We start from the raw sequence: 22,952 nt of genomic DNA on the forward strand, positions 1-22,952 counted from the left end.
GGCATTTGTCTCATCGATTGATTCGTAAAATCCTGTCACACAATCTGTGCTTTGTACTCAACAAAAAACTTGGTAATCCGCCTCTTCAGTTTGATTTGCTTATTTCAAGTTGAGAGTGGGGTTAGTTTTATAAAAGTGCATTATCTTATAAAAATATATTATCTTATAAAAATAACGGAATCTGTTGCCCCCTGCCGCAGATCTACAAGGAGTGTACTATGGCTACTATGATAACGGATCGTACTTACCGCATTGCCCGTGAGAACACGCAAGCGATGATTATTGACGTACAGGAACGCCTAACCCCACATATCAATGACCATGAAAATATCGTCAAAAAAATCTCTACTTTAATTCAAGGTCTACAAGCACTTGATATTCCTATTATGCTCAATGAGCAATATAAAAAAGGTTTAGGCGAGACTTTGCCTGAGATAAAAGAGCTGCTGAATGAGAATAATAAAAAAGGCTTTGAAAAACTTACTTTTAGTGCTTGTGACAACGATGATTCATGGAATCATTTGGCGCAGCAAAATCGTAGCATCGTGTTATTAATGGGCGTTGAGACTCATGTTTGTGTGCTGCAAACGGCTCTTGATCTACTCGATAACGGCATGCAACCGGTGATTATTGGCGATGCTGTAGGCTCACGTTTTCCCTATGACAAAAAGCAAGCCATTCGCCGTATTCGCCGTGCTGGTGGGGTTATTACTACTGTAGAAACCGTGCTGTTTGAGCTGTGCCGTAGTAGTGCTGACCCAGCATTCAAAACTATTAGTAATTTAATCAAATAATAGGCTTACTTAATAATAAGTTGATTTTTAATCGATAAGGCAGGGCCAATGGGTAGAGTAAAGCAGTATGGTCTAAATAGTTTTTTGATACTGATATTATCAGTTGCTATAACCGCGCCAGTCTCTGCTGCTAGCTCTGTCAGTAGCGGTAACAAGCTGGCAGCAGATGCCAAAAAGCAAATCGGTGTCACTGTCAGTTACGACCCGACTTATCGCAAGCTTGATTTCCCACGTGGCGATGTAGCACAAGATACTGGGGTCTGTACTGATGTGGTAGTACGAGCTTACCGTCTGCAAAATATCGATCTGCAACAGCTTATTAACGTCGATATGAAAGCGAATTTTTCTGCTTATCCTAACACTTGGGGTCTAAAATCAACTGATAAAAATATTGACCATCGCCGTGTGCCTAATTTAGAGACGTATTTTACTCGTCATGGACAGCCGTTATCAGTAACCGATAAGGCAGGGTTTTTAGCGGGTGATATTGTTTCTTGGCGACTACCTACTAGTAATCTGCCACATATCGGCATAGTTTCAGACAAGCTGGCTGCTGACGGTACGCCGCTAATTATCCATAACATCGGTCGTGGTACTCAAGAGGAAAACATCCTTTTTACTTATCCAATCAAAGGCCATTTCCATTATTAATACCCTCAGTATTGCCGCATTAATATTTATCTCTTAGTGCTATTAAAAAGCAGCCGCTAACGAATTAACGCTAGCGGCTGTTTTTATGAGATAGTATCAGCAACCGTTTACATCATGCTATGCGCTTTACTAGCAAAATCTTATTCAGCGTTTGCTAAGCCTAATAGCTGTCCCATTTCAACTGTAGTATTAGCACTCATGCCCTGTTGCCAATCCGCTTTAGCGGCTTTTGGCAGAATAACGATAGCGGTTGAGCCTAAGTAAAAACGCCCAAGCTCAGCACCTTTTGCTAACGGCATATCATGCTGCTGTAGTTGGATATCTTTGCTACGGGTGATACGACCAGTTGCTACGGTTTCGATGCCAGCGACGATCATGGCTCCAACCATCACTACCGCAGCTTTGCCATAATCAGTATCGAAGATGCAAACCAAACGCTCATTACGTGCAAACAGATCCGGCACGTTAGCGGCTGTGCTATTATTGACCGAAAATAAAGTTCCAGGTACGTAGCGAGTGGTGGTTAGAGTACCAGCAAACGGCATATGTACCCGATGATAGTTGCTAGGAGCTAGATAAACCGTAGCAAAGCTCCCCTCAGCAAAATAATCACCGTCGTCTTTATTAGCTAGCAATTGGCCGATATCGTAATAGCTGCCTTTAGCTTGCAACAACTTGCTATCTTCTATCTGTCCCAATTGCGATATAACGCCATCAGCAGGACTAACGATACCATTGACAGTCGCATCGATAGGACGGGCATCGTCTTTGAGCTCACGAGTAAAAAAATCATTAAAGCTCTCGTAGGCGTTAAAGCTTTGGCGCTCATACTCTTTTAAGCTGACGCCATAAGCTTTTGCAAAGCTGCGAATAAAAGCCCGCTTAACTAGCGGATGACGACTAGCCGCTAAGCGACCAGCAACGCGACTGAGCTTCTGCTGCGGAACAAACTGTTGAATAGTAGTAAATAGAGTCATAACAGGCTACCAAGATGATTTTTTGAATAAAGTATTTGATAAAGAGGGTGTTGTTAAGCGCTTTAGTAAACAATAGTAAAATATAATAATATTGTGGCGTATTTTATCATGGTGAGGGGCATTGATATGCTTATAATTGGTTAAGGAAAAATTTAATGAAAGCACTTATTCAGCGTGTTAAGCATGCTAATGTCAGAGTTGATGGGCACAGCATAGGCGCTATCGAGCAGGGAATCTTGGCTTATATCGGTCTTGGTCACGACGATGATAAACAAAGCATGCAGCGCTTAGTCGATAAAATCCTGACTTATCGTATTTTTGACAATACTATAGAACCCACTAAGCTAGGTAAATTGGACCAAAATCTACAACAAGTTGGTGGTGGCTTATTATTAGTCTCGCAATTTACCTTAATGGCCAATACTAATAATGGGCGTCGGCCTGACTTTGGTCCGGCAATGTCTCCTGATGCAGCGCAAGTGTTGTTCGCAGAGATGATAGCCTATGCGCAGAGTCAATATTCGATCGTTGCTAGCGGTGAATTCGGCGCAAATATGCAGGTTGAAAGTATCAACGATGGGCCTTTGAGCTTCTTACTTGAGGTTTAATAAAGCTAAAGTTATCGCTTCAATAAGCTCTATATTGATAACTTGCGCCATATCTTAATAGCAGTGCTTGTCATCAAGTAGTCATAATTAAAGGCTTTAATAGTAGGCTAATAAAAAACCAATAAAAACTAATAAACCAATAGCTGATACAGACTTAGCCCATAGCAAGTTAAGCTACTATCACTATTGAAACTGTTACCAATATAAGGTCATAGTATGCAAAATGAGCGGATTTTGATCGTTGAAGATGAGCCAGCGATTAGTGAGATGATCGTAATGACGCTAGAGATGGCTGGGTTTGATTGCTTGCAAGCCGCTAATATCTCAGAGGCGCACCAACAAGTCGTCGATCACCGTCCAGCATTGATTTTGCTAGACTGGATGTTACCTGGTGATAAAAACGGTATTGATTTTTGTCGCATGCTCAAAAAAGATCAAATGTATGCGGAGATTCCGGTGATTATGCTGACTGCCAGAGGCGAGGAAAACAATAAAGTCCATGGCTTAGATGCTGGTGCTGATGACTATATTACTAAACCATTCTCAACCCGCGAACTGGTATCGAGAATCAAAGCCGTACTACGTCGTAGTAGTAGCTTGAGTGCTGATAAACCTATCGATATTGGTAAGCTCAGCCTTGATACTAAAAGCCAGCGTCTAACGACTGAGGGTAAGGTTATTGATATTGGCCCAACAGAATATCGGCTACTAGCATTTTTTATGACTCATCCTGAGCGTGCATATACTCGTACTCAACTGTTAGATCAAGTTTGGGGTGGTAACGTCTATATTGAAGATCGTACTATCGATGTGCATATTCGCCGTTTGCGTAAGCTTCTACAGCCGTATGACTGTGACAGATTGATTCAGACGGTTCGCGGTACTGGCTATCGATTCTCTAGCTTATTGCAGGCAGACTAGATTTACTATAAAAATAATGGTAATGCAGCTGCTTATAAAATGATGGACAAACCTATGATACCCGCTATAACCACAACGCCTGTCACTGAAAATGAGCAACAACATGAGCAAAATCAAATTGACCAGCAACAGGCGATAGGTCAGCTCGAAAAAATAAGAAGCTCGTTGCGAGCATTACAAGATGCCGTAGTATTACTTGATCATAATGATGGCTTGGAATGGTGGAATCAGGCAGCGCAAACGCTATTGCTATTGCAAGCTGGTGATAAAGGTAACTGTATTTTTGATTTTATCAAGGGGCCTGAGTTTCGAGATTACTATCAAGCCATATCTATAAGTGGGGAGACCTCTAATCATGGTGTACACATGGCATCATGGCGAGATTCTAAGCGTTATCTTAGATGTGAAATCACCCCTTTTGGCGATAACAAGCTGTTAATTATCTACGATGAAACTCGCTTGCATCATCTAGAACAAATGCGCCGCGATTTTGTCGGTAATGTCTCGCATGAACTGCGTACACCTTTGACCGTGCTGATGGGTTATCTAGAAAACTTTTCTGAGCAAGAAGACATGACTCCGCAGTGGCGGCGCGGTTTTGAGTTAATGACTCAGCAAACCACTCGAATGAATAGAATCATTAATGATTTATTACTGTTGTCTAAAATTGAAATTGAAGAGACTCATCAGCTTGAATACATCGATATGACTAAGCTGCTTACCCAAGTTTATGATGATGCGCAGGCTTATAACCAAGAATACGGTCATACTATTCATTTGCACATAGACACTTATGATGGCTTATATGGCTCGGAGATGTATCTAAATAGTGCCTTATCTAATCTAGTTATCAATGCTATTAAATATACCCCAAAAGGGGGCAATATAGAGATAAGTTGGACCAAAACCTGTGACGGCTGTTGCTTTGCAGTCACTGATGATGGTATTGGTATTGCCGATACTCATATCGCCCGTTTGACAGAGCGCTTTTATCGTGTTGATAGCAGTCGCAGTCGTGCTACTGGCGGCACAGGGTTGGGGCTTGCGATTGTTAAGCACGTCCTGTACCAACATAATACTAGCCTGCATATTAAGTCTAAACAAGACGTGGGCTCTACTTTTAGTGCTAAGTTTCCGATGTCACAAGTTCGAACTTCGGTTAATAATTAGCTTGTAGCGTTATTTGGCTTTGATTAGCAAAGGATAGGGGTTGACCGCACTGCCATTGATGTAAACTCCATAATGGACGTGGGGCGGTGTGCCTTTAGCATTGCCGCTATCGCCAACATAACCTACTGTATCTCCTACCTCGATCCATTGATTGGGACTGATATCAGCATAGTCCTCTAGATGCGCATAGTAATGTCCCGCGCCACCAGGCCCTACGATAACCACTACTTTTCCACCTAATCTATCATCACCGACTTTGCTTACTACTCCTTGGGTAGTGGCTTTAATCGGAGTATTGCGTGGTGCAAAGATATCTATACCTTCGTGACGGCGTCCTTCGCTACGTGCACCGCCCCAAGTATCAGACAAATGCTGACCTGGTAACGGACTGGGTAAGCTATTGTCTGTTGGTAGCGGTTGTTGCAATAGATTTACTTGCTGCCATTTTGCTACTACAAAGCGCTGCGACTGTTGACTGATAGTAGGTAATAGCTTGTCGAATAAAAACAACAGCCCCAATAAAAGCATTGATCTCACTATTAGTTTTAATAACCGACTAAATAGTGATGGCGGTGCTTGCCGATATTGGTCATTGAGGGGCATCGATTTTCCTTATTATTAACTACTTTTTTATTAACTGCTTTTAATTTTAGCAGGTTTATTTACTGCGGTTGTGTTGGTAGCAATACTAAGATAACCGCCTTCTTATCTTGCAGACGGGCAAAGCGGTGTCTACTTGTGAACGCTCAACACGCCCTAATATATAAAGATTATTTTAGACCTTATTCAATGGTGTTTAACCATAAATTTTCTATATATTATAATGGCTACTGCTTATGACTCCCGTTGCTACAGCGCTTATTATTGATACCGAAACTGATCAAGGAAGTGATCCAAGACCTATTCAAGTAGCGACTATAAATGTTGCTACTGGTTTTGAGTGGATGCAGTATTTTAACAGTGGCCGTTCGATATCGCCTGTAGTGATAAAAGTGCATGGCATTACTAATGAGCGTGTCGCAGGTCTGGCAAGTTTTCAGTTGGATGAGTTCGAATTACCAGAGTATCTTATTGGCCATAATGTTCGCTTTGACTGGCGAGTGATTGGCAGGCCATCGACTAAGCTGATATGTACGGTGCGGCTGGCACGCGCCGCTTTTCCAGAATGGCGCTTTTATGGTCAGTCCAAATGTATCGAACAGCTATTAGGTAAAGGCGAGGCCAGTAAAATGACCATAGCCGCCCACGATGCGCTAGGCGATGCGCGGATGTGTTACTTACTTTATAAGGCTTGTTGTGAGCGCTTGGAGATTGATGCTACTGACTTTGCCGCTGCTCACAAAATCTCCAACACCGCTAATCCGGTGAGCAAGATGCCGTTTGGCAAGTATAAAGGTCAAGCTATCAAAGAAGTACCGATTAACTATATTAAGTGGATGCTAGGTAATATTCATAATATGCAGCCCTCATTACATACTGCTTTGACTGAGCGTATAACTGCTGCAAAACTGAAGGATACAGAGCAAAATAGCGGGTAATACTAGTAGCTGTAAATCATTGGTCAGCTACTATTGCAATGTTTGCGGACACTGAGTTTGCTGGCACTGGCTATTTTGGCGATAACTACTATCTTCGCTATTATGATGATGGCGCAGCAATCATCACTGGTTAATAGTGGTTTTGAGGATTAATGATCATTAAACCAATCAACCGCCATCTGCCACAGCTCAGGGGCTTGTTGATAGGTTTTGCGACTGAAGTAGCGCATGTGCCCAATGCTATCTAGACCGAAGTCTTGAGGATGCAAGAAGTGCTTTTGCACTGGCATCTGACTATAGACCCTAGTCATGTCATCGATATTGTCACTATTGGCGATATCATCATCGCTAAAGCCTAGCCATAACGACGGCATAGTGAGGTGGTCGTAAAAGTGAGTGTGAATACTTTTGCCAAAGGCAGTCTTGATATAGCCAGCACCGTTGCACCACTCGCGCCATTGTCTAGCGACGCCGCTGGGTAAAGGCTCCCCCATACCGATTTTGTCAGCGGCCGTATAGCCCAAAGTTAGGTTGCTTAGCGGGATAAACAGCTGCATAAAACCTGACGCTTTGAGCCGGTAAGGCATAGCCATATTTTTGATACGCCCCGATGAACAAGCAACGTTAAATACTGAGCTAATAGCCGCATAATTAGGCATCAAACCAATTAACTGACCACCAGCACTATGTCCTAATAGATGATAGCTCGCATCAGTAAACTCATAATGCAAAGCATCCAGAACTGCACTCATATCATGACGGCCCCAGCTAATTAGTGAGGCATCGCATTTAGCTAAAGTAGTGGAGAGTGAGTCGCTGATTCCTTCATTATCAAAAGTAATTACTCCAAAGCCTTGCTCAGCTAAAAACTTAGCAAAATTATGATAAAACTGCTGTTTGATACCAGTAGCTGGCGCTATCATTATGGCTTTTTTTACGCTGTTTACATCAGTATTAGGTCGGTAAACAGTAGCCGCTAAGGCTTTATTACGCTCAGTCATTATGGTCAGTGAGTAGCTTTCGATAGCGCTAGCATTAAGCCCTATAGTACTACCTAATGGCTGCTCAGGCAGATGGTCTTCAAGCGGGTGATTGTCTGGCATTAGTCATCTCCTAAGCGGTTGGTTTTTTACTGCCTAACTACGTCATCCTGTATTAATTACGTAGTGATAAATCGTTGCTACCATCTAATAGCATGGCTTATGGTAAGATAAATAGGGGCTGAATCCAACGAATTAGCGAAAGATTTTATATCGCCGCAGTCACAGATAAAACTTAGCATCATAATTCAAGTAAAACAACTTACAACTAGAAACTCAACCTAAGGCTAATTTATGCAAATGAAAATTAACAATGAGACTTATGAAGTTATTACTAGCCAAGACATAGCTAATATAGAACAAGCAGTAGACAAATCCACTTTAGCCATGCCATTAGTTGCAGTGTATTGTGGTTCACGTTTAGGTAATGATGAGGTTTATGAACAAGCGGCCCGCGAACTAGGTAGCGCTTTAGCCAACAACGGCATGGGCCTAGTATATGGTGGTGCTAGTATCGGTCTGATGGGTGCAGTAGCTGATGGGGTGATTGATAATGGCGCGCAAGCTGTTGGTGTGATTCCGACCTTCATGCTCAAGCATGAAATTGCTCATCAAAAACTAACACGCTTGCATCTGACTGATACTATGCATACCCGTAAGACAGTTATGGCAGAATATGCCGATGCTTTTATTACTCTACCAGGTGGTCTGGGTACCTTAGAAGAAATTATGGAAATCGCTACTTGGCGACAGTTGTATCAACATGAAAAACCGATGATTATTCTTAACATTAACGGTTTTTATAACCGCTTGATTGAGCATCTTAAATATACCGCTGATCAAGGTTTTATGAAGCAAGAGGATCTCGATCGTTTAGTGGTTTGCAACACGATTGAAGAAGCTATTGATTTATTACAAGCAATAGTCAAAATTGACGAAGCTGTCGACACCAAAAAAATGGTAGGAAACTAAGAGCCTCGGTTACACTCGATGGCTAAAGGCCAAGTTTTATATAGTGGCTGTTAGCTGGCTTTTATAAAGCGCGAATTAGAATGAGAAAAAGGGCATAGATTAATAATCTATGCCCTTTTTTAACTTTAAAACGGTTAGCTTGGCATTATGATTCACTAAGCTAATCACAATACTCATAACAACATTTAGACAGAAGCAGGAGTTAAGTCATCTAGTGCTATCTCATTCACGCTATGATTGACATCAGCCATGCGAATAGGGAAGCCACGCAGCTTAGCTAATGCTCTAGCGGCTACATCTATGCTTGAACTATCGTTATGAGCAAGGTAGTCCCACTGATGAGCATAGCGACTCTCATTGCCTGGCAAGTTGCTTTCTAACAGTCCAAGTTCAGTTAACTGCTCAACGATCTCATCAGCAGCAATCAAAGTAGACGACGCTTTGACGTTTTCGGCACGAGCATAGTGTAGATTAGGATACAAGCTGACATCTGCAACTCGCAGCGTATCGTCCTCGCCTGGAATTTGTTGGCCACCATATAAGGCATTGCCTATGGTTCTAGCACTATTAAAGGTCGGTACAAACTCTGCTACATAGTCAATGGACTGCTGGCTACGCGCTTGTAATGGTGCTTTGTCCCAGCCATCTTCGATATAATGCACGTACTGCTGTGGCAGTTTGGGCTGAGCACTATCTTTAGTAGAAGCTACTAAGCCGTCATCGAACAAGGTAATAAACTTACTCATACCATGGATTTGAAAATAACCCCCTGGATAAGGAGTCAGCTGAGCCATACCCTCTGGCGTACCACGAGCCCCATAAATGATGATCTCTGGTATCTGACCGCCCGCATCATCCCACTGAGTGATATAAGAGGACTTAAACTCAACCATCCGAGTGACTTCAATCCCAACCATATCATCGATGATACCCGTACGGAAGCCACAAGCATTAACCAAATAATCGACTTCGATAGATTCCACATTTGCGCTATCGTCTTCACAACCGCTAGCAGTAGCATGCCTGATTGCTTGGCTATTTTGCTGATAGTCGATACGCCATTTACTGACATGGTGGTTAGCATTAGTACAGTCAGTACAATCGACGGCTACTACCTGCCGAACTTTGGTATCAGTAAACACATGAGCATGCTCATACTCAGCTAGTGCCAACTGGGCCGAGGCTGCCAAGCGGAAGATATTCCAACCATATTCTTGTACTACAATTAACGGATACTTTACTTTGTTTAAATCAAGATATTTAGCAACAGGTATCATCCATTCATCGACATTAGTAGGAACTGCTACTTGTGGACGCTGAGACAACTCAATCAGCTGTGCATGGCTATAGAGTTGATAATAATTTTCCGGCTCACCTAAGACTTTATTATTAATATCTTGCGCGATAAGATCACGATAAGCGTCCGTTAAGATATCTAAGCGCGGTAACAAGTCTTCAGGCAGCCCTTCATCGCGAGTAGGTACAGCGAACACTGTCGGACGCACATCAATAGTATAAGGATAAAGACGTAAGATATCGATGCACTGTTTCAATAGCGCTACGCAATCTTCATCAGGAATCTCACGGTATAAATTACCACCAGCGTGTAGATGACACATTGGTGGACCATCAATAAGCGAGGTTTTTTTCTCAAACAAATAGGTTTCAAGCCCCAACGCAGCTAAACGTATGGCAATAGTGGCACCTGCAGTACCGCCACCAAGGATACCAACACGTTTGGTCTTAGTCTGACTAAAGCTGCTGTTATTATCATTATGAGACTGTAATTTAAAAGCCTCAGAGTAAGGGTTATCAGAGAATGGCATCATCGTCGTTGTCATATCCTTTATGTCGTGAACATCAACATTATTGTTAGCACTAATATAGGCTTACAACAGGCAGTCAAAGTTGCGTTTACTTAGTATTGGTTCAGCATTACGCTAGCGGTGTTGATTTTAATACTGCTTATTACTGGTATTAAGATTGGAGTTATTTGGTTTGCAGAAGTGTAGTTACTCATAGTATTTATTATATGAGTGCAATGATTGGCGAGTTCAATAGGCAGTGACTGTCGAGATAGTTGTATTACAAATTTTTTAATACACCTTATTATAGATGACCTTATTTTAATTAAAATAATAGTCAACATGACAGTAAATTGGTAAGAACGTACGTTCATTTTGTCAAAGGAAAGCGCTAGATATACTAGAACACTACAAACAGCATTGGTGATAAGCAGCTGACTTAGCAACGGCTTATATAGGTAGTGGTTATGAGTATTAGATGATATGTTTTGTAAGTATAATAGCCAATAGAATCGACTTAATGTGAACCTGTGATATATTAAAAAAGCTCAATAATAGTTTAGAATATTTAGGTGTTTGAACACCTTAAACTTAATAAAGATACTAAATTTTTCACAATAAGGAAGTCGCTATGAAAAATATTATTATGTTGTCAGCGTTAGCAGGAGTTTTAACGCTTACCGGCTGTACAACCATGAAAGATATGATGGGCATGGGCAATTCAGGTATGCAGGATGTGCAAGCCACTGTCAGTAATACCGCTCCAGTTACTAGTATGAATGGGGTGTTGGTTGATTCAATAAATAAAATGACATTGTATACTTTTGATAAAGATTCCATGAATAAGTCAGAATGTGGTTCAGTCTGTACTGTTGCTTGGCCAGCATTTACCGCCCCTAGTAATGCTAAAGCTTCAGGTCAGTTCTCAGCATTCCAACGTGAAGATGGTACTTATCAATGGGCTGCAAACGGTAAGCCATTATACTTCTACGCTAATGATACCAAAGTCGGCGATACAGACGGTGATAACAAGCTTGGTGTATGGCATGTAGTACGCACTAAATAGAGTGTTCTCAAGCTTCAACCTAATCTTCAACCTAATCTTCAACATAATATAGTTATTCTATAATAAAAACAGCAGCTAACGTTTATCGTAGCTGCTGTTTTATTTGGGATTGCAATCTTATTTGTAGCTAAAGAAAGACTAAGCTGACTTGACGAGTTTTCTTCCAACCATCTGTTTATTTCTTCTGGATTAGCTCACCATCGATTTGAATAGGTACATTAGTAGTGATGCCTGCAGCAAAAGTAGTCATGCCATAAGCAGCACGATCAATATTACCAGTGGCACGGAAGCCAATAACTGGCTCTTTAGTCATCGGACTATTAGCAATTTTTTTCAAAGTGACGTCTAAAGTTAGCGGCATAGTCTTACCTAATAAAGTAAAGTCACCAGTAACTTTAGCTTGAATAGGATTGATGAAGTTTACTTGTGTTGACTTAAAAGTCATCGTTGGGTATTTTTCCACATTGAAGAAATCAGCCGTTCTCAAATGCTTATCACGAGCCTCCCATGCTGTGTTAATACTATTAGTATCAATCACAAAGTTCATCTGCGCTTTATTAGGGGCTTTCATATCATAATTGAGGCTGCCATCAACTTTGTCGAAATGTCCCATAGTAGTCGAAAACCCTAAATGCTCAACTGAAAAGCCGACACGAGTGTGCGAGTTATCAAGTTGCCATTGAGTTGGCATAGCCGCGCTGGCGAGAGTAGTGACAGCTAGCGCTGAGCTGATGAGTAATGTTTTGGCTATAGTAGGTAATGAAACACGAGTCATAATTTATTATTCCTGCTAATTAGAATTTATTAAATATTCGAAGATTAGTGATAGCTGTTCAGCATTAGCATGCGAACAGTCAACTGTAACAGTTACTCATTATTTATAACTTATCTATAAGTAGAAGTCAGTAGCTTTATGAAAAAATACTTAATAATATTGTTACACTATAAACTTTGAATACATAATGCTAATGATTAACTCTCAGCGGAATTTTTGCTGGTGGTTACTGATGGCTTGCATAGATAAGCAAAAGAAGTTAAAATCGCCCTTTGATTTTCCCGCTGTGGAAGGCTAAGAGAGCAGAGATTTGGTGTCGGGTACTGGAATAAGCCAGTGACGTGATTGCCAGATTTATAGATGTGCTTAGTGCCTCAGTTACGTATGTGCTTTTTACAGAAACTTAGTATTTAAGGCTAATATATAAGTTTGGCAAATTGCCAGTAATAGTGATCATACATCGGACGTAGAGAGTTTATTATGCGTAAAGATATTCATCCTGATTACCATGACGTTTTGTTCCATGATACTAACGCTGACGTTTATTTCTTAACCCGTTCAACGGTTAAGACTAAAACTACTCGCGAATATGAAGGTACAGAATACCCATATTACCCACTTGATATCTCAAGTGCATCGCATCCGTTCTATACTGGCGAACAACGCAAAACTTCTACTGAAGGCCGTGTTGCTAGCTTTAACAAACGCTTTGGTGCATTCGGTGGCCGTAATAAGAAAGCTGAAGACGCTACTCCTGCTGAGTAAGACTATCTTACTAGGTAAGTTTGTTTTACCTAAGTTAGATAATAGTATTAAGATAAAAAAACCACTGATTATTCAGTGGTTTTTTTTACTATAAAATCAGCTGTTTTAGCTGTTAGTGGACTGGATACTAAACCTCATGCACCCTGTTCAGTAGTAAGCAGTTCAGTAATCAGTTCAGCTAACTGCTGTGCCCAATAGCCGTACATTAAGCTGCTAGGGTGAAAGCCATCGCTGGCAAACATCACTGCAATATCGATCGGCGTGCCATTAGAGTGCTCAGCTATCATCCGTGGAAAGTCAGTGGCCATATAGCTCACACCTTGGTATTCAGCACAAATATCGCACAATACTTTATCCAGCTTAGAAGCTTTTGCGCCAATAAAGTTACCCAAAGGCGCTGGCAAGGCTGGCATTTGTGCCATAGGTGGTAAGCTGGAAAAAATCAGCACTCGCACCGCAAACTTGCGCTTAGCAATAGCGATGATTTCTTGTATCTGCTGCTGCCACTTATCGACCGCAACATTCGCTGTAGTATCATTAACCCCAACGCTTAACACCATCACATCGATAGGCTGACTAGGTTTAGGCAGGATGTACAAGCGCCTTAGAATATCGAAGCTAGTATGGCCGGTAGTCGCTTGCACCGACCAGCTCAATTCATCAAACTGTGCCGCAAAGGTCTCGTTAACTAGCGCTTGCTGCTGTAAAGCTGGGATTAATCTACCAGCCAGCGCCTGTTGTTGGGTCTGACTACCAACCCCAGCCGCTGCTGAATCACCAACCACCATGATCTTAAGCGTGCCCTGATCCGTACTAGTATCAGTATCAACATAAGCATCAGCACTACTGCTTTTAGTTGAGTCCATAAGTTTTACTTGCCCGTAGCGTATGCCTTCAGGCTCAGGTAGACGAATAGTATCGCGCTTAACTTTACGACCTTGATAAATGTAAATAGGAGCTAAAAACAAATCTTTTGCAGTAGATTTTAGGTTAGCAGTAGCTACCATTGGGCACGCTCCCGAATAGTCGTTAGACTGTCTTCAGTGAGTAGTTTGCCATCGACGAAGACGTCACGTAGTAAGTTAACACTATGGGCCATTAACTCATCAGCTTTAATAGTTTTTAGCTGGCCATTACTGTCTTCTATCAAGGCTAAACGACCTTTTTTAGAGCGTTTAGAGTGGCTAGTGATAGGGTCTTTATAGATCTCTTTCCAGCTTCCATCGATAGAGATAGCACTAGCTTTCATCGCCCAGCTCATAGTATCGCGGTTGACTTGTTGCAATAGACCGCCGCCCATACCAAAGGTAATATTATCTGCGCTAAAGCCAGCTTCCATAACCGCATCGACGATTTTACCTAGACTCTGCGGGCTAATACCGTCACCTTGAATGATGCGTACATAGTCGGGCAATACTTTATAGCCTTTGCTATTGATGGTGGTACCGAACTTGACAGCTAAACGTTGTAAGGCCTCACGGACAACTTTGATCGGCTCACCACTATCGGGTCGGATAACTAAAGTACCGCCCATATTCTTGACCTCATCTTTTAGGCTGTCGCCCCAAATATTGTCAATAGCGTTCCATAAGTCATAGCTGTCAGAAACTACCGAAAAGGCTTTACCTTCGCCGCCGAATTGCTTGAGCATATTGGCATAAGCAGCTGTTTCCCCTTCGCGTCCCCAAGCGGTCATAGTACTGTGTTCCGCTGCTGGGATAGAGAAGGCTGGCATGTCTTTATTCATACCATACCAACGACTGGCCGCTACTAAAGCGGTCATCGAGTCAGTACCCGAAAAATTCACTAAATGCGCCAAGCTGCCGAGTGCCACCGACTCAAAACTCGATGCACCACGAGCGCCAAAGTCATGTAGGCGAAACGGTAGCGAGTCAATATTGTCAGCGGATTTTTCCAAGGCTTGACGAATAATCCCTTTGCAGTAACGTGAGACGCTGGCAACCGTCGAGGGGTACCAAATAGCCCGTAATAAGGAAGTCTCGATATAACTAGGCAGCCAATAGAATTCAGGGTCAGTGTTGATAATCTGACAGACCACGTTGGATACTGGCACGATACTGCCTTCAGGTACCGCTTCAATACGTAGCGGTAAATAACCGTCATGTTTTGCTAATAAAAGCTCCCAGCCAGCACGGTTAAAAGTCAAACCATGGGCTTGGATGATAGTTTCGGCTTCATCAATATCTTGCTGAGTAATAGGTTTACTAAGATACTCTTTAATAAAGGCCTGTAAGCCGAAGAATACTACGTCGTAGTCGCCACCTCTAGCCTCAACATAGCTGGACATATACTCGCTGCCCGCTGGGTATTGCACCCAATGTGAGGTTTTATAGCTGTCGCTATTGAGAATCAAATTATTAAAATTACTAGTGTACATCACAGAACTCCTCTGCTTTGAGATGCCGCAGTTTCTCTTGATTAATACGGTCAACTGCGGCGGGATTAACCTTTGCCGTCTATCGGCTTAGGCGCTAAAAACTAAGTGTTTCGAAATAGCTTATGTCGAAATGCTTAATATCAAAACGGTCTTTATAACCGCTATACAAATCGTAAAAGATATAAAAGTTATGAAATTATATCGATTTTTTTAAGCTAAAAGCTAGTCAGTTATAACCTTGATAGTCGCTATAAACCGACCATCTTGGTAATAATCGCATAGTGATCTTCAAACATCATCTTGGCATCCAGCTCAGCTAAGGGTAGCCAAAATGCTTGTGCAGCATCATCGCCACCTTTTACTTTTGGCAAACCTTTGGCGTCGTTCTTCAATTGAAGATAAAAAGCTTGGGTAATAGTGCGACCACGCGCCGAGCGATAAGGATCATCAAAAGTATGCTGACTATGACAAGAGCCACGCAATACTGGCTCAGGCACTTTTAGGCGAGTCTCCTCGCGTAGCTCACGGATGCAAGCGTCAAATAAGGTTTCTTTAGGATTGAGAAAACCACCTGGCAACGCCCAGAGACCCCGTCCTGGCATACTACGGCGCTCTACTAATAAGATATGCCCAGACTGAACTACTAACGCATCCGCAGTCATAAAAGTTGGTGGATAAGGCGCGGCTTCCCATTGCTTTTTGTAGGTATCAATAAAGCCAGCTTCTTCATTTAACTGCTTATAATCTGCGCTGGTTTTAAACTCATTTAACACTTTACGAGTCGACTCTGGCGTACGCTCTGGGGTCGGGGTTGCCCCCATCAAATAGCTGTCCCGAATAGGGGTGGCAGATAGATTTTGATAGTTAGGAACCGCAACAGAGGCCCAATTGGGAAATAAGGATAAATAGTATGATGAGCTGTCTTTAGAGTGGCCGATGAGACCGATGTTAGCGTGTAGATCACCAGTGACGGAGCGTACGCCGGCTTGTACATATTTGAGCCAACGGGTATCGTTATAGAGGGCGTCATCGAGTGCTACACAATGGATTCTAGCGGCTTCATTTTCTGAATAAGCGCCCTTAATCATTGCGGTACGTTCATCGACGGTAAAAGGATTGCGTAAGCTACGCGGTAAGTTGGCCGAGCCGATAAGCATAATCACTTCATCAGCACGCTTTAATGCCTCATCAATGACCGCTTTATGCCCGCTATGAAACGGCTGAAAACGGCCAATAAAAACTAAGTATTTATAGTGTTTGTTGTCTTTTTGATCTAAGTCTTTTGCTGTCAATTCACTCATAAGTGCTTACTCCCTGCAAAACATCTAGCAGTTTTTCAAAATTATTTAATGACGCTAATACTGACACAGGCGCTTAGGAACTGGCAAGTATAAAGATGTGTTGTAAGGTATGAATATTATTGATGCAGGGTGGTAGAGTAACTAGAGCAAGCAAGTCATGCTCGGCTATGATCGTCTAGATACACGCCCTAATAGAGGGGTTAATAAAAAATATAAGTCATTATCTCTTATGTTGCTCAATCCAAGCGGCAATCGTTGGCCAAATCTCTTTGGCGGCATTGCTACTTAAGATAACTCGGCTGTGGTTATAATCTTCCAAATCGCCATTGGTGCTCGAGAACTCACGGAAGGCATTTGCTGGATTATTAAAATCATTTAAAAATAGCTGGCAGCCACTAGGTGGCGCGATAAAATGATCGCCTCTAGCACTGATAGCGTAGATAGGAATAGTAATAGACGGCATTAGCAGGCGATAATCAAAGTCGGTTTTATCAGTAAAACCTGCCATATTTAAACTTTGTTGAGATAAGTTACTATGAAAGTTTTTATTTAAATTCCAGTTATACCACTGACTCATAGTGTAGTAGCTCTCATTAATTGGACCGAGTTTGAGCCGTTTAGCAGGCAGATGATTGAGCCATCGAGTTAGGGTTTTTAGCAAAAAGATTTTGCTATAGCTTTGCCGATTTAATACTGCTCCATAAGCTTGGCAAGCCACCATACTGATACTGCTTATTTTATTAATATAATGCTGATTTTGAGTTAGACACATAGTCAAGCCAATACCACCGCCACTATGAGTGACTACATGTAAGTTGTCTAATTTTAATTGCTCAAAGAGATAGTGAAGACTAGCCTCAATATCATAAAAAGCCACAGTTTCAAAATTGAATTTATCTTTAGGAGTTGAGCTGGTTCCATGGCCACGCCACTCCATAATGTAGCAATTATGCCCAAGCTTAGCTAAGTAGCCAGCAATCCCTAAGCTGACTCTTTTGTCAGAAAAAGTACCGTGGATTAACAAGATGTTTTGGCTCTTAGCTTTTACATGAATGCTAGGATTATCGACTGCAGAAGCTTGGCTTACATAATCAGCTTTTACTCTAGCGGCAAGATGCCAGACGGCAATTTTTTCACCGTCTTTAGTAGTCACTAGATGCAAGCTTTCAGTACTCATAAGGCGGACTCTTTTTAATTACAGAATGTTATTTAATAACTTTAGAGTATCAAAATGACTAGTATATAGTCAGTTAGCAATACTTAGAAAGTCGTCTAAGTATAAATTTAGTTAGGGTATTAGGCGCTAGCTAAGCTATTAAAATAGTTAGTGTAAACATTATTAACAGCTGATATAAGACGATGGTTGATAATCGACGAGCTGACCTTAATATAGATACTAAGATGTAGCTACTAAGAGATAGATACTAGCAGCCCTTAGTCGCCATCATAAGAAAAATCAAAGTTACCTATAAGTAGAAGATAACTTTAAATCACAGTAGGGCAGTCGGAATTAGCTACTGTTTGCGTTATAATAGACCCTATACCTCGCTAGCAGTTATTGTCAAATTCCTATAACTATGAAGTTTACTGCTAGATAGCTTGGCTGATAGCCATGACCAATTTCATTTTTTGCAAATTTCTGACACCGTTGCTTTTATAAGCTAGGTTTAGCTATTAAACCCTGATGTCTCAACACCTACAACTCAATGAGAGCCAATTATGAGTGAACAGACCCCAACTGATATCGCACCTGCTGACAGCCAAGCAACAGAATATGAGTCAGCATTAGACACTGAGCAAACTGAGACTAAAAGTAATATTACTATTACTGAATCCGCTCAAGCCTACTTAGCTGATTTGCTATCGAAGCAAGATACTGACGGTATTGGTGTGCGTATCTTCGTTGAGCATCCAGGTACACCGCGTGCCGAATGTTGTATGGCTTACAATCAGCCGGGCGAAGAAGACAGCGCTGATTTAAAGTTTAGCTATGACAATTTTGCCGCCTTTATTGAAGCGTCTTCAGTACCTTATCTAGAAGATGCGGTAATTGATTATAATAAAGACCGTTTCGGTGGTCAGCTGACCTTCCGTGCCCCCAATTCAAAAGTACCAAAAGTTGGTGCTGATGCTAGTGTTGAAGAGCGCATCAACTATGTGTTGCAATCGGAGATTAATCCTGGCTTAGCGGCACATGGTGGTATGGTTGATTTAATAGAGCTTATTGAAGAAGAAGGTATTGGCCTTACTGCGGTATTGAAATTCGGTGGTGGTTGTCAAGGTTGTTCAGCGGTTGACATGACTTTACGTCAAGGTGTTGAAGTACAGCTTAAGCAGCAAATACCAGAGTTAACTCAAGTTATTGACGAGACTGACCATACTAGTACTGAGAATGCTTACTATAAATAAAAAATATCAATAATGCTCTGCTAATATCCAAAGATTGCTTATGCATAAAAGTCATTAATTGATTAAAAAATTGCTATTCTATTCATAACGAAGCTGGGTTACTATTAACTCAGCTTTTTTTATGGCGAGGGGTTTATTAATAAGTGTTTTAAGCAAAGTGTCATTAATAAACACGGATAATAAATACTATTAATAAACTCTATAGCCATTTTTAATTTTATTTTTTAACAAGGAGTTAGTTATGAGTAATAAGCAGGAGCCAGTAAAAAATCAATTAGAAACTAAGCCGCGTCTAGAAACTTTAGCGATTCATGCTGGGTATAGTGTGGAACCTACCACTAAAGCAGTAGCGGTACCCATTTATCACACTAGCTCTTATGCGTTCGATAACACCCAGCATGGGGCTGACTTATTTGATCTAAAAGTCGCAGGTAATATCTATACTCGTATTATGAACCCTACTAATGCGGTATTAGAGGAGCGAGTAGCCGCCTTAGAGGGTGGTCTTGGCGGTCTTGCTGTAGCATCGGGTATGGCTGCTATCACTTATGCCGTGCAGACTATTTGCGAGATGGGCGATAACATCATTGCAGTATCAACGCTTTATGGGGGTACTTACAATCTATTTGCTCACACCTTGCCACGCCAAGGTATTGAAGTGCGTTTCTTCGACTATAACAATCCTGAGGCTATTCGGGATTTGATCGATGACAAAACCAAAATGGTCTTTGCTGAGAGTATCGGTAATCCTTTAGGTAATATCGTTGATATCCAAGCACTAAGTGACATCGCTCATGAATATGGGGTGCCAGTAGTTATAGATAATACGGTTGCTACTCCAGCACTGTGTCGTCCATTTGAGTTTGGCGCTGATATCGTGATTCATTCGTTGACTAAGTATATGAGCGGTACGGGCACTTCCATTGGGGGCGCTATTGTTGATAGTGGCACTTTCCCTTGGGGTGACTATCCTGAACGCTTTCCACTACTAAATACTCCTGACGCTAGCTATCATGGGGTGAACTTCGTCAAAGATGTTGGTGCAGCTGCCTTTATTGCGCGGGCACGTGTAGCCCCATTACGTAACACTGGCGCCGCTTTGAGTCCACTCAATGCCTTTGGTATTTTGCAAGGTATTGAAACTTTGAGCTTACGCATGGAGCGTCATGTACAGAATGCGCAAGCGGTCGCTGAGTATTTGCGTGATCATGATAAAGTAGCTTGGGTCAAATACGCCGGCTTAGCCGATCATCCTGATCATGAGTTGGCCAACCAGTATATGAAAGGCACACCATCAGCGATTCTAACTTTTGGCGTCCGAAGTAGTGGAGAAGGAAGTGGCAGCGAGGCAGGAGCACGCTTTATTGATGCTTTGCAATTAATCACGCGCTTAGTCAATATTGGTGATGCTAAGTCACTAGCTTGTCATCCAGCTTCTACTACTCATCGTCAGCTTAATGGTCAAGAGCTCGAGCAAGCAGGGGTTAGTGAAGATATGGTGCGCTTGTCTATTGGTATCGAGCATATCGAGGATATCAAAGCAGATTTGGCTCAAGCTTTAGCTTGTGCTTAACTCGAAGAAGTTGGCTTGATTGCTAGTTTAGCTTAATGGCTGGGTCGGTTTAATTGCTAGACTAGCTTAATGAATAAGCAACAGCTAGCCAGCTATCAAGCAAACCATTGGCAAATAAAAACCCATAGCGCAGCTATAACAGCGCTATGGGTTTTTTGTCTTAATCAGTGTCAGAATTTTGCTCAGTGACTCATTTTTAATAGTTCTTCACAGCGTCTGACAGTAGTTTTAGACAGTCAGTACTCTACGGGCGATGTCTTTGTAGCGTTGTGACTCTAGACGTGGGCCGAACTGCTGAATAATTTGTGCAGAAACTTCGCCGGCAAGGTGACCACATTCTGGCAGAGTATATTGCTGAGCTAAAGCATATAAAAATGCGCCAGCATAGTTATCGCCTGCACCATTAGTATCGATAACATCAGCGACTTTAGGGGTAGCGACTTCATGAATGATAATCTCGCCTTCATCATCTTCAGCTCTATGAGCGATAATAGTGCTGTTAGCCCCATCAGTGACCACAGCAGTCTGGCAATAATCGAGCAATGCTCGTGCTGCGGCTTTTAATTGCTTTTTCTCAGTGAATAGGCGCGCCTCTTCACTATTGCAAAATATCACTGATACTTTATTGCCAAGCATATTGAGCAAGCCTTCTTTGGCAAACTTTACCACTGCAGGATCAGCAAAACTTACTGCGATTTTGGTGCCATGGATACCCGCTTGTTGGCGCAGTTTAATCATCGCCGGCTGGATACTTTCTGACATTGCTAAGTAGCCTTCTAGATATAACCATTCGGCATCGATCAAAGCTTCAAAGTTAATATTATCTTCGCTAATCTCACTTGAAGTACCTAGGTAAGTCTGCATAGTGCGTTCGCCATCATCGGTGATTGCTACTACACAAGTACCTGTGACGCCACCAGCATGAATCGACTGCTCTGAGGTAGTTACGCCTGCTTGATTTAAGTCCTGCAAATAAAACTTGCCCGGCTCATCATCGCCGACTCGGCAAGCATAAAACGGCTTGCCGCCTAAGCTGGCGTAAGTGAACATAGTATTAGCAGCAGACCCGCCACCAGCTTGTTTAGCTGACTTAATATCTGCTAGCGCCAAAAACGCTAACAGCTCCTGCTGCTCTGCAAGCTCCGCTAAAGTCATATTGCCCTTAGTTAAACCAGTATCCTCTAAGGCGGCGTCTGATAATACATACTCATGATCAACTAACGCATTACCTACTGCCATTACGTCGTACATAACTACTCCCTTTGGCTGAAATATTGAAAATAAATATTAATGAAATGGTTAAAAAAGGCTAACACCTATCTACAGTTATTAATCAGTTACTGGTGCTAGGGTCTTTTATTGTTGTAAGGTTAACAAACGCTGATACAGGGCGTTCTTTTTGACTCCAGTAATATCAGCAGCTAAAGCGGCGGCTTTTTTGACCGACAAGTCTTCTAGTAGACGTTTTAACAACGCATCATGAACACTTAAGTCATCATCATCGGCGGCGACATTATTACCAGCCACGACGATGACCATCTCCCCACGTTGCTGATTTTCATCGGCTTTGACGAACTCTATCAGCGCCTCAAGGGTACTTTTATGTACAGTTTCAAAAGTCTTAGTCAGTTCGCGACAGAATGTCACTTGGCGCTCACCACCGAATACGGTGGCCATATCCTGCAAACTGGCAATAATACGATGCGGCGCTTCATAGAATATTAGAGTTTCAGTAGCGGACTTTAAGGCGTCTAGCTGTTTTTGACGACCGTGAGTCTTAGCGGGCAAAAAGCCAATAAAGCTAAAGCGATCAGAGGGCAGGCCAGCTACTGACAAGGCACCGATAGCCGCTGATGCGCCTACTACTGGTGATACGGCGACTCCTGCTGCGTGTGCGGCTTGTACCAACTGATAGCCAGGATCGCTGACTAAAGGTGTGCCGGCATCACTAATTAGTGCCACTGAATGACCTTGTTGAATCATCTCAATTATTTTTGGGGTTTGAATCTGTAGTGGCATAATAAAATTGGACAGCTGCTAAGAGGTTATACTAACCCAAAGAAACCCCACTCTCAACTTGAAATAAGCAAATCAAACTGAAGAGGCGGATTACCAAGTTTTTTGTTGAGTACAAAGCACAGATTGTGTGACAGGATTTTACGAATCAATCGATGAGACAAATGCCATAA

The 22,952-nt window shown here is 42.0% G+C and carries 22 protein-coding genes and 2 pseudogenes; 12 read left to right on the forward strand and 12 right to left on the reverse strand.

Going from position 1 to position 22,952, the window contains the following annotated elements; all coding sequences use genetic code 11:
* The 3 genes and pseudogenes from JMY09_RS13380 to JMY09_RS13390 all read left to right on the forward strand — a co-directional run.
* Positions 1-113 (forward strand): annotated as a pseudogene (locus tag JMY09_RS13380) (IS982 family transposase); the annotation flags it as partial.
* A gap of 105 nt (positions 114-218) precedes the next feature.
* Positions 219-794 carry an isochorismatase family protein gene (locus JMY09_RS13385; protein WP_201624330.1) on the forward strand — a complete coding sequence of 192 codons (576 nt, stop codon included), beginning with the start codon at positions 219-221 and terminating at the stop codon, positions 792-794.
* A 48-nt stretch (positions 795-842) separates the two neighbouring features.
* Entirely contained in the window at positions 843-1,445 is a 603-nt protein-coding gene (locus tag JMY09_RS13390) for a DUF1287 domain-containing protein (RefSeq protein ID WP_201624332.1), read from the forward strand.
* A gap of 140 nt (positions 1,446-1,585) precedes the next feature.
* Here the strand turns inward: JMY09_RS13390 and asd are convergent, their stop codons facing one another.
* A complete protein-coding gene (gene asd / locus JMY09_RS13395; protein WP_201624334.1) occupies positions 1,586-2,422 on the reverse strand; it encodes an archaetidylserine decarboxylase in 837 nt (278 codons plus the stop codon).
* 155 nt (positions 2,423-2,577) lie between these two features.
* On the opposite strand from asd, the gene dtd reads away from it, so the two are divergent.
* The 3 genes from dtd to phoR all read left to right on the forward strand — a co-directional run bounded on the left by dtd (position 2,578) and on the right by phoR (position 5,121).
* Positions 2,578-3,030, forward strand: coding sequence for a D-aminoacyl-tRNA deacylase (gene dtd, locus JMY09_RS13400; RefSeq protein WP_201624336.1), 453 nt, complete (start codon positions 2,578-2,580; stop codon positions 3,028-3,030).
* A 216-nt stretch (positions 3,031-3,246) separates the two neighbouring features.
* A complete protein-coding gene (gene phoB, locus JMY09_RS13405) occupies positions 3,247-3,951 on the forward strand; it encodes a phosphate regulon transcriptional regulator PhoB (protein ID WP_201624338.1) in 705 nt (234 codons plus the stop codon).
* Positions 3,952-4,005: 54 nt separating this feature from the next.
* On the forward strand, positions 4,006-5,121 hold the full coding sequence (gene phoR, locus JMY09_RS13410) for a phosphate regulon sensor histidine kinase PhoR (RefSeq protein WP_201624340.1): 1,116 nt from the start codon (positions 4,006-4,008) through the stop codon (positions 5,119-5,121).
* A gap of 9 nt (positions 5,122-5,130) precedes the next feature.
* Here the strand turns inward: phoR and JMY09_RS13415 are convergent, their stop codons facing one another.
* Positions 5,131-5,649 carry a M23 family metallopeptidase gene (locus JMY09_RS13415; RefSeq protein WP_201624365.1) on the reverse strand — a complete coding sequence of 173 codons (519 nt, stop codon included), beginning with the start codon at positions 5,647-5,649 and terminating at the stop codon, positions 5,131-5,133.
* 308 nt (positions 5,650-5,957) lie between these two features.
* Between JMY09_RS13415 and JMY09_RS13420 the strand changes: the two genes are divergently transcribed.
* Positions 5,958-6,659 (forward strand): putative quorum-sensing-regulated virulence factor, encoded by a 702-nt coding sequence (locus JMY09_RS13420; protein WP_201624342.1) that lies wholly within the window; start codon positions 5,958-5,960, stop codon positions 6,657-6,659.
* A gap of 149 nt (positions 6,660-6,808) precedes the next feature.
* On the opposite strand, the gene JMY09_RS13425 is transcribed toward JMY09_RS13420, so the two are convergent.
* Entirely contained in the window at positions 6,809-7,762 is a 954-nt protein-coding gene (locus tag JMY09_RS13425; protein WP_201624344.1) for an alpha/beta hydrolase family protein, read from the reverse strand.
* A 231-nt stretch (positions 7,763-7,993) separates the two neighbouring features.
* On the opposite strand from JMY09_RS13425, the gene JMY09_RS13430 reads away from it, so the two are divergent.
* The gene (locus tag JMY09_RS13430; RefSeq protein ID WP_201624346.1) at positions 7,994-8,671 is read left to right on the forward strand and encodes an LOG family protein; all 678 of its coding nucleotides are present in this window, start codon (positions 7,994-7,996) and stop codon (positions 8,669-8,671) included.
* Between the two features lie 185 nt (positions 8,672-8,856).
* On the opposite strand, the gene JMY09_RS13435 is transcribed toward JMY09_RS13430, so the two are convergent.
* Positions 8,857-10,500, reverse strand: a complete 1,644-nt coding sequence (locus JMY09_RS13435) for an FAD-dependent oxidoreductase (RefSeq protein WP_227677340.1) — start codon at positions 10,498-10,500, stop codon at positions 8,857-8,859.
* A 607-nt stretch (positions 10,501-11,107) separates the two neighbouring features.
* Here JMY09_RS13435 and JMY09_RS13440 point away from each other — a divergent pair.
* A complete protein-coding gene (locus JMY09_RS13440) occupies positions 11,108-11,542 on the forward strand; it encodes a COG4315 family predicted lipoprotein (protein ID WP_201624348.1) in 435 nt (144 codons plus the stop codon).
* 175 nt (positions 11,543-11,717) lie between these two features.
* On the opposite strand, the gene JMY09_RS13445 is transcribed toward JMY09_RS13440, so the two are convergent.
* Positions 11,718-12,317: a YceI family protein gene (locus tag JMY09_RS13445; protein ID WP_201624350.1), complete on the reverse strand. Its 600-nt coding sequence runs from the start codon at positions 12,315-12,317 to the stop codon at positions 11,718-11,720.
* Positions 12,318-12,797: 480 nt separating this feature from the next.
* Between JMY09_RS13445 and JMY09_RS13450 the strand changes: the two genes are divergently transcribed.
* Complete coding sequence (locus JMY09_RS13450) at positions 12,798-13,082, forward strand: type B 50S ribosomal protein L31 (protein ID WP_201624352.1); 285 nt, start codon at positions 12,798-12,800, stop codon at positions 13,080-13,082.
* A gap of 134 nt (positions 13,083-13,216) precedes the next feature.
* Here JMY09_RS13450 and JMY09_RS13455 read toward each other — a convergent pair whose 3' ends face one another.
* The 4 genes from JMY09_RS13455 to JMY09_RS13470 all read right to left on the reverse strand — a co-directional run bounded on the left by JMY09_RS13455 (position 13,217) and on the right by JMY09_RS13470 (position 17,958).
* Positions 13,217-14,089 (reverse strand): SGNH/GDSL hydrolase family protein, encoded by an 873-nt coding sequence (locus JMY09_RS13455; protein WP_201624354.1) that lies wholly within the window; start codon positions 14,087-14,089, stop codon positions 13,217-13,219.
* Entirely contained in the window at positions 14,083-15,480 is a 1,398-nt protein-coding gene (locus tag JMY09_RS13460; protein WP_201624356.1) for a nicotinate phosphoribosyltransferase, read from the reverse strand. Before JMY09_RS13460 ends, JMY09_RS13455 begins: the two co-directional genes overlap by 7 nt.
* A 248-nt stretch (positions 15,481-15,728) precedes the next feature.
* The gene (locus JMY09_RS13465; RefSeq protein ID WP_201624358.1) at positions 15,729-16,781 is read right to left on the reverse strand and encodes a bifunctional nicotinamide-nucleotide adenylyltransferase/Nudix hydroxylase; all 1,053 of its coding nucleotides are present in this window, start codon (positions 16,779-16,781) and stop codon (positions 15,729-15,731) included.
* Between the two features lie 220 nt (positions 16,782-17,001).
* On the reverse strand, positions 17,002-17,958 hold the full coding sequence (locus JMY09_RS13470) for an alpha/beta fold hydrolase (protein WP_201624360.1): 957 nt from the start codon (positions 17,956-17,958) through the stop codon (positions 17,002-17,004).
* 542 nt (positions 17,959-18,500) lie between these two features.
* Here JMY09_RS13470 and nfuA point away from each other — a divergent pair.
* Positions 18,501-19,190, forward strand: coding sequence for a Fe-S biogenesis protein NfuA (gene nfuA / locus JMY09_RS13475; RefSeq protein ID WP_227677342.1), 690 nt, complete (start codon positions 18,501-18,503; stop codon positions 19,188-19,190).
* Positions 19,191-19,431: 241 nt separating this feature from the next.
* The gene (locus JMY09_RS13480) at positions 19,432-20,763 is read left to right on the forward strand and encodes an O-acetylhomoserine aminocarboxypropyltransferase/cysteine synthase family protein (RefSeq protein WP_201624361.1); all 1,332 of its coding nucleotides are present in this window, start codon (positions 19,432-19,434) and stop codon (positions 20,761-20,763) included.
* A 228-nt stretch (positions 20,764-20,991) separates the two neighbouring features.
* On the opposite strand, the gene JMY09_RS13485 is transcribed toward JMY09_RS13480, so the two are convergent.
* The 3 genes and pseudogenes from JMY09_RS13485 to JMY09_RS13495 all read right to left on the reverse strand — a co-directional run.
* On the reverse strand, positions 20,992-22,014 hold the full coding sequence (locus tag JMY09_RS13485; RefSeq protein ID WP_201624363.1) for an adenosine kinase: 1,023 nt from the start codon (positions 22,012-22,014) through the stop codon (positions 20,992-20,994).
* Positions 22,015-22,119: 105 nt separating this feature from the next.
* Positions 22,120-22,782 carry a 16S rRNA (cytidine(1402)-2'-O)-methyltransferase gene (gene rsmI / locus JMY09_RS13490; RefSeq protein WP_320157836.1) on the reverse strand — a complete coding sequence of 221 codons (663 nt, stop codon included), beginning with the start codon at positions 22,780-22,782 and terminating at the stop codon, positions 22,120-22,122.
* A 53-nt stretch (positions 22,783-22,835) separates the two neighbouring features.
* Positions 22,836-22,952, reverse strand: a pseudogene (locus JMY09_RS13495) (IS982 family transposase); the annotation flags it as partial.

This window comes from Psychrobacter urativorans (assembly GCF_904846695.1).
Taxonomy (GTDB): domain Bacteria; phylum Pseudomonadota; class Gammaproteobacteria; order Pseudomonadales; family Moraxellaceae; genus Psychrobacter; species Psychrobacter urativorans.

Bases quoted from the DNA above. Each gene is read 5' to 3' on its own strand.
- JMY09_RS13385 (WP_201624330.1), top strand. From the start codon at position 219: ATGGCTACTATGATAACGGATCGTACTTACCGCATTGCCCGTGAGAAC.
- JMY09_RS13390 (WP_201624332.1), top strand. From the start codon at position 843: ATGGGTAGAGTAAAGCAGTATGGTCTAAATAGTTTTTTGATACTGATA.
- asd (WP_201624334.1), bottom strand. From the start codon at position 2,422: ATGACTCTATTTACTACTATTCAACAGTTTGTTCCGCAGCAGAAGCTC.
- dtd (WP_201624336.1), top strand. From the start codon at position 2,578: ATGAAAGCACTTATTCAGCGTGTTAAGCATGCTAATGTCAGAGTTGAT.
- phoB (WP_201624338.1), top strand. From the start codon at position 3,247: ATGCAAAATGAGCGGATTTTGATCGTTGAAGATGAGCCAGCGATTAGT.
- phoR (WP_201624340.1), top strand. From the start codon at position 4,006: ATGATACCCGCTATAACCACAACGCCTGTCACTGAAAATGAGCAACAA.
- JMY09_RS13415 (WP_201624365.1), bottom strand. From the start codon at position 5,649: ATGCTTTTATTGGGGCTGTTGTTTTTATTCGACAAGCTATTACCTACT.
- JMY09_RS13420 (WP_201624342.1), top strand. From the start codon at position 5,958: ATGACTCCCGTTGCTACAGCGCTTATTATTGATACCGAAACTGATCAA.
- JMY09_RS13425 (WP_201624344.1), bottom strand. From the start codon at position 7,762: ATGCCAGACAATCACCCGCTTGAAGACCATCTGCCTGAGCAGCCATTA.
- JMY09_RS13430 (WP_201624346.1), top strand. From the start codon at position 7,994: ATGCAAATGAAAATTAACAATGAGACTTATGAAGTTATTACTAGCCAA.
- JMY09_RS13435 (WP_227677340.1), bottom strand. From the start codon at position 10,500: ATGATGCCATTCTCTGATAACCCTTACTCTGAGGCTTTTAAATTACAG.
- JMY09_RS13440 (WP_201624348.1), top strand. From the start codon at position 11,108: ATGAAAAATATTATTATGTTGTCAGCGTTAGCAGGAGTTTTAACGCTT.
- JMY09_RS13445 (WP_201624350.1), bottom strand. From the start codon at position 12,317: ATGACTCGTGTTTCATTACCTACTATAGCCAAAACATTACTCATCAGC.
- JMY09_RS13450 (WP_201624352.1), top strand. From the start codon at position 12,798: ATGCGTAAAGATATTCATCCTGATTACCATGACGTTTTGTTCCATGAT.
- JMY09_RS13455 (WP_201624354.1), bottom strand. From the start codon at position 14,089: ATGGTAGCTACTGCTAACCTAAAATCTACTGCAAAAGATTTGTTTTTA.
- JMY09_RS13460 (WP_201624356.1), bottom strand. From the start codon at position 15,480: ATGTACACTAGTAATTTTAATAATTTGATTCTCAATAGCGACAGCTAT.
- JMY09_RS13465 (WP_201624358.1), bottom strand. From the start codon at position 16,781: ATGAGTGAATTGACAGCAAAAGACTTAGATCAAAAAGACAACAAACAC.
- JMY09_RS13470 (WP_201624360.1), bottom strand. From the start codon at position 17,958: ATGAGTACTGAAAGCTTGCATCTAGTGACTACTAAAGACGGTGAAAAA.
- nfuA (WP_227677342.1), top strand. From the start codon at position 18,501: ATGAGTGAACAGACCCCAACTGATATCGCACCTGCTGACAGCCAAGCA.
- JMY09_RS13480 (WP_201624361.1), top strand. From the start codon at position 19,432: ATGAGTAATAAGCAGGAGCCAGTAAAAAATCAATTAGAAACTAAGCCG.
- JMY09_RS13485 (WP_201624363.1), bottom strand. From the start codon at position 22,014: ATGTACGACGTAATGGCAGTAGGTAATGCGTTAGTTGATCATGAGTAT.
- rsmI (WP_320157836.1), bottom strand. From the start codon at position 22,782: ATGCCACTACAGATTCAAACCCCAAAAATAATTGAGATGATTCAACAA.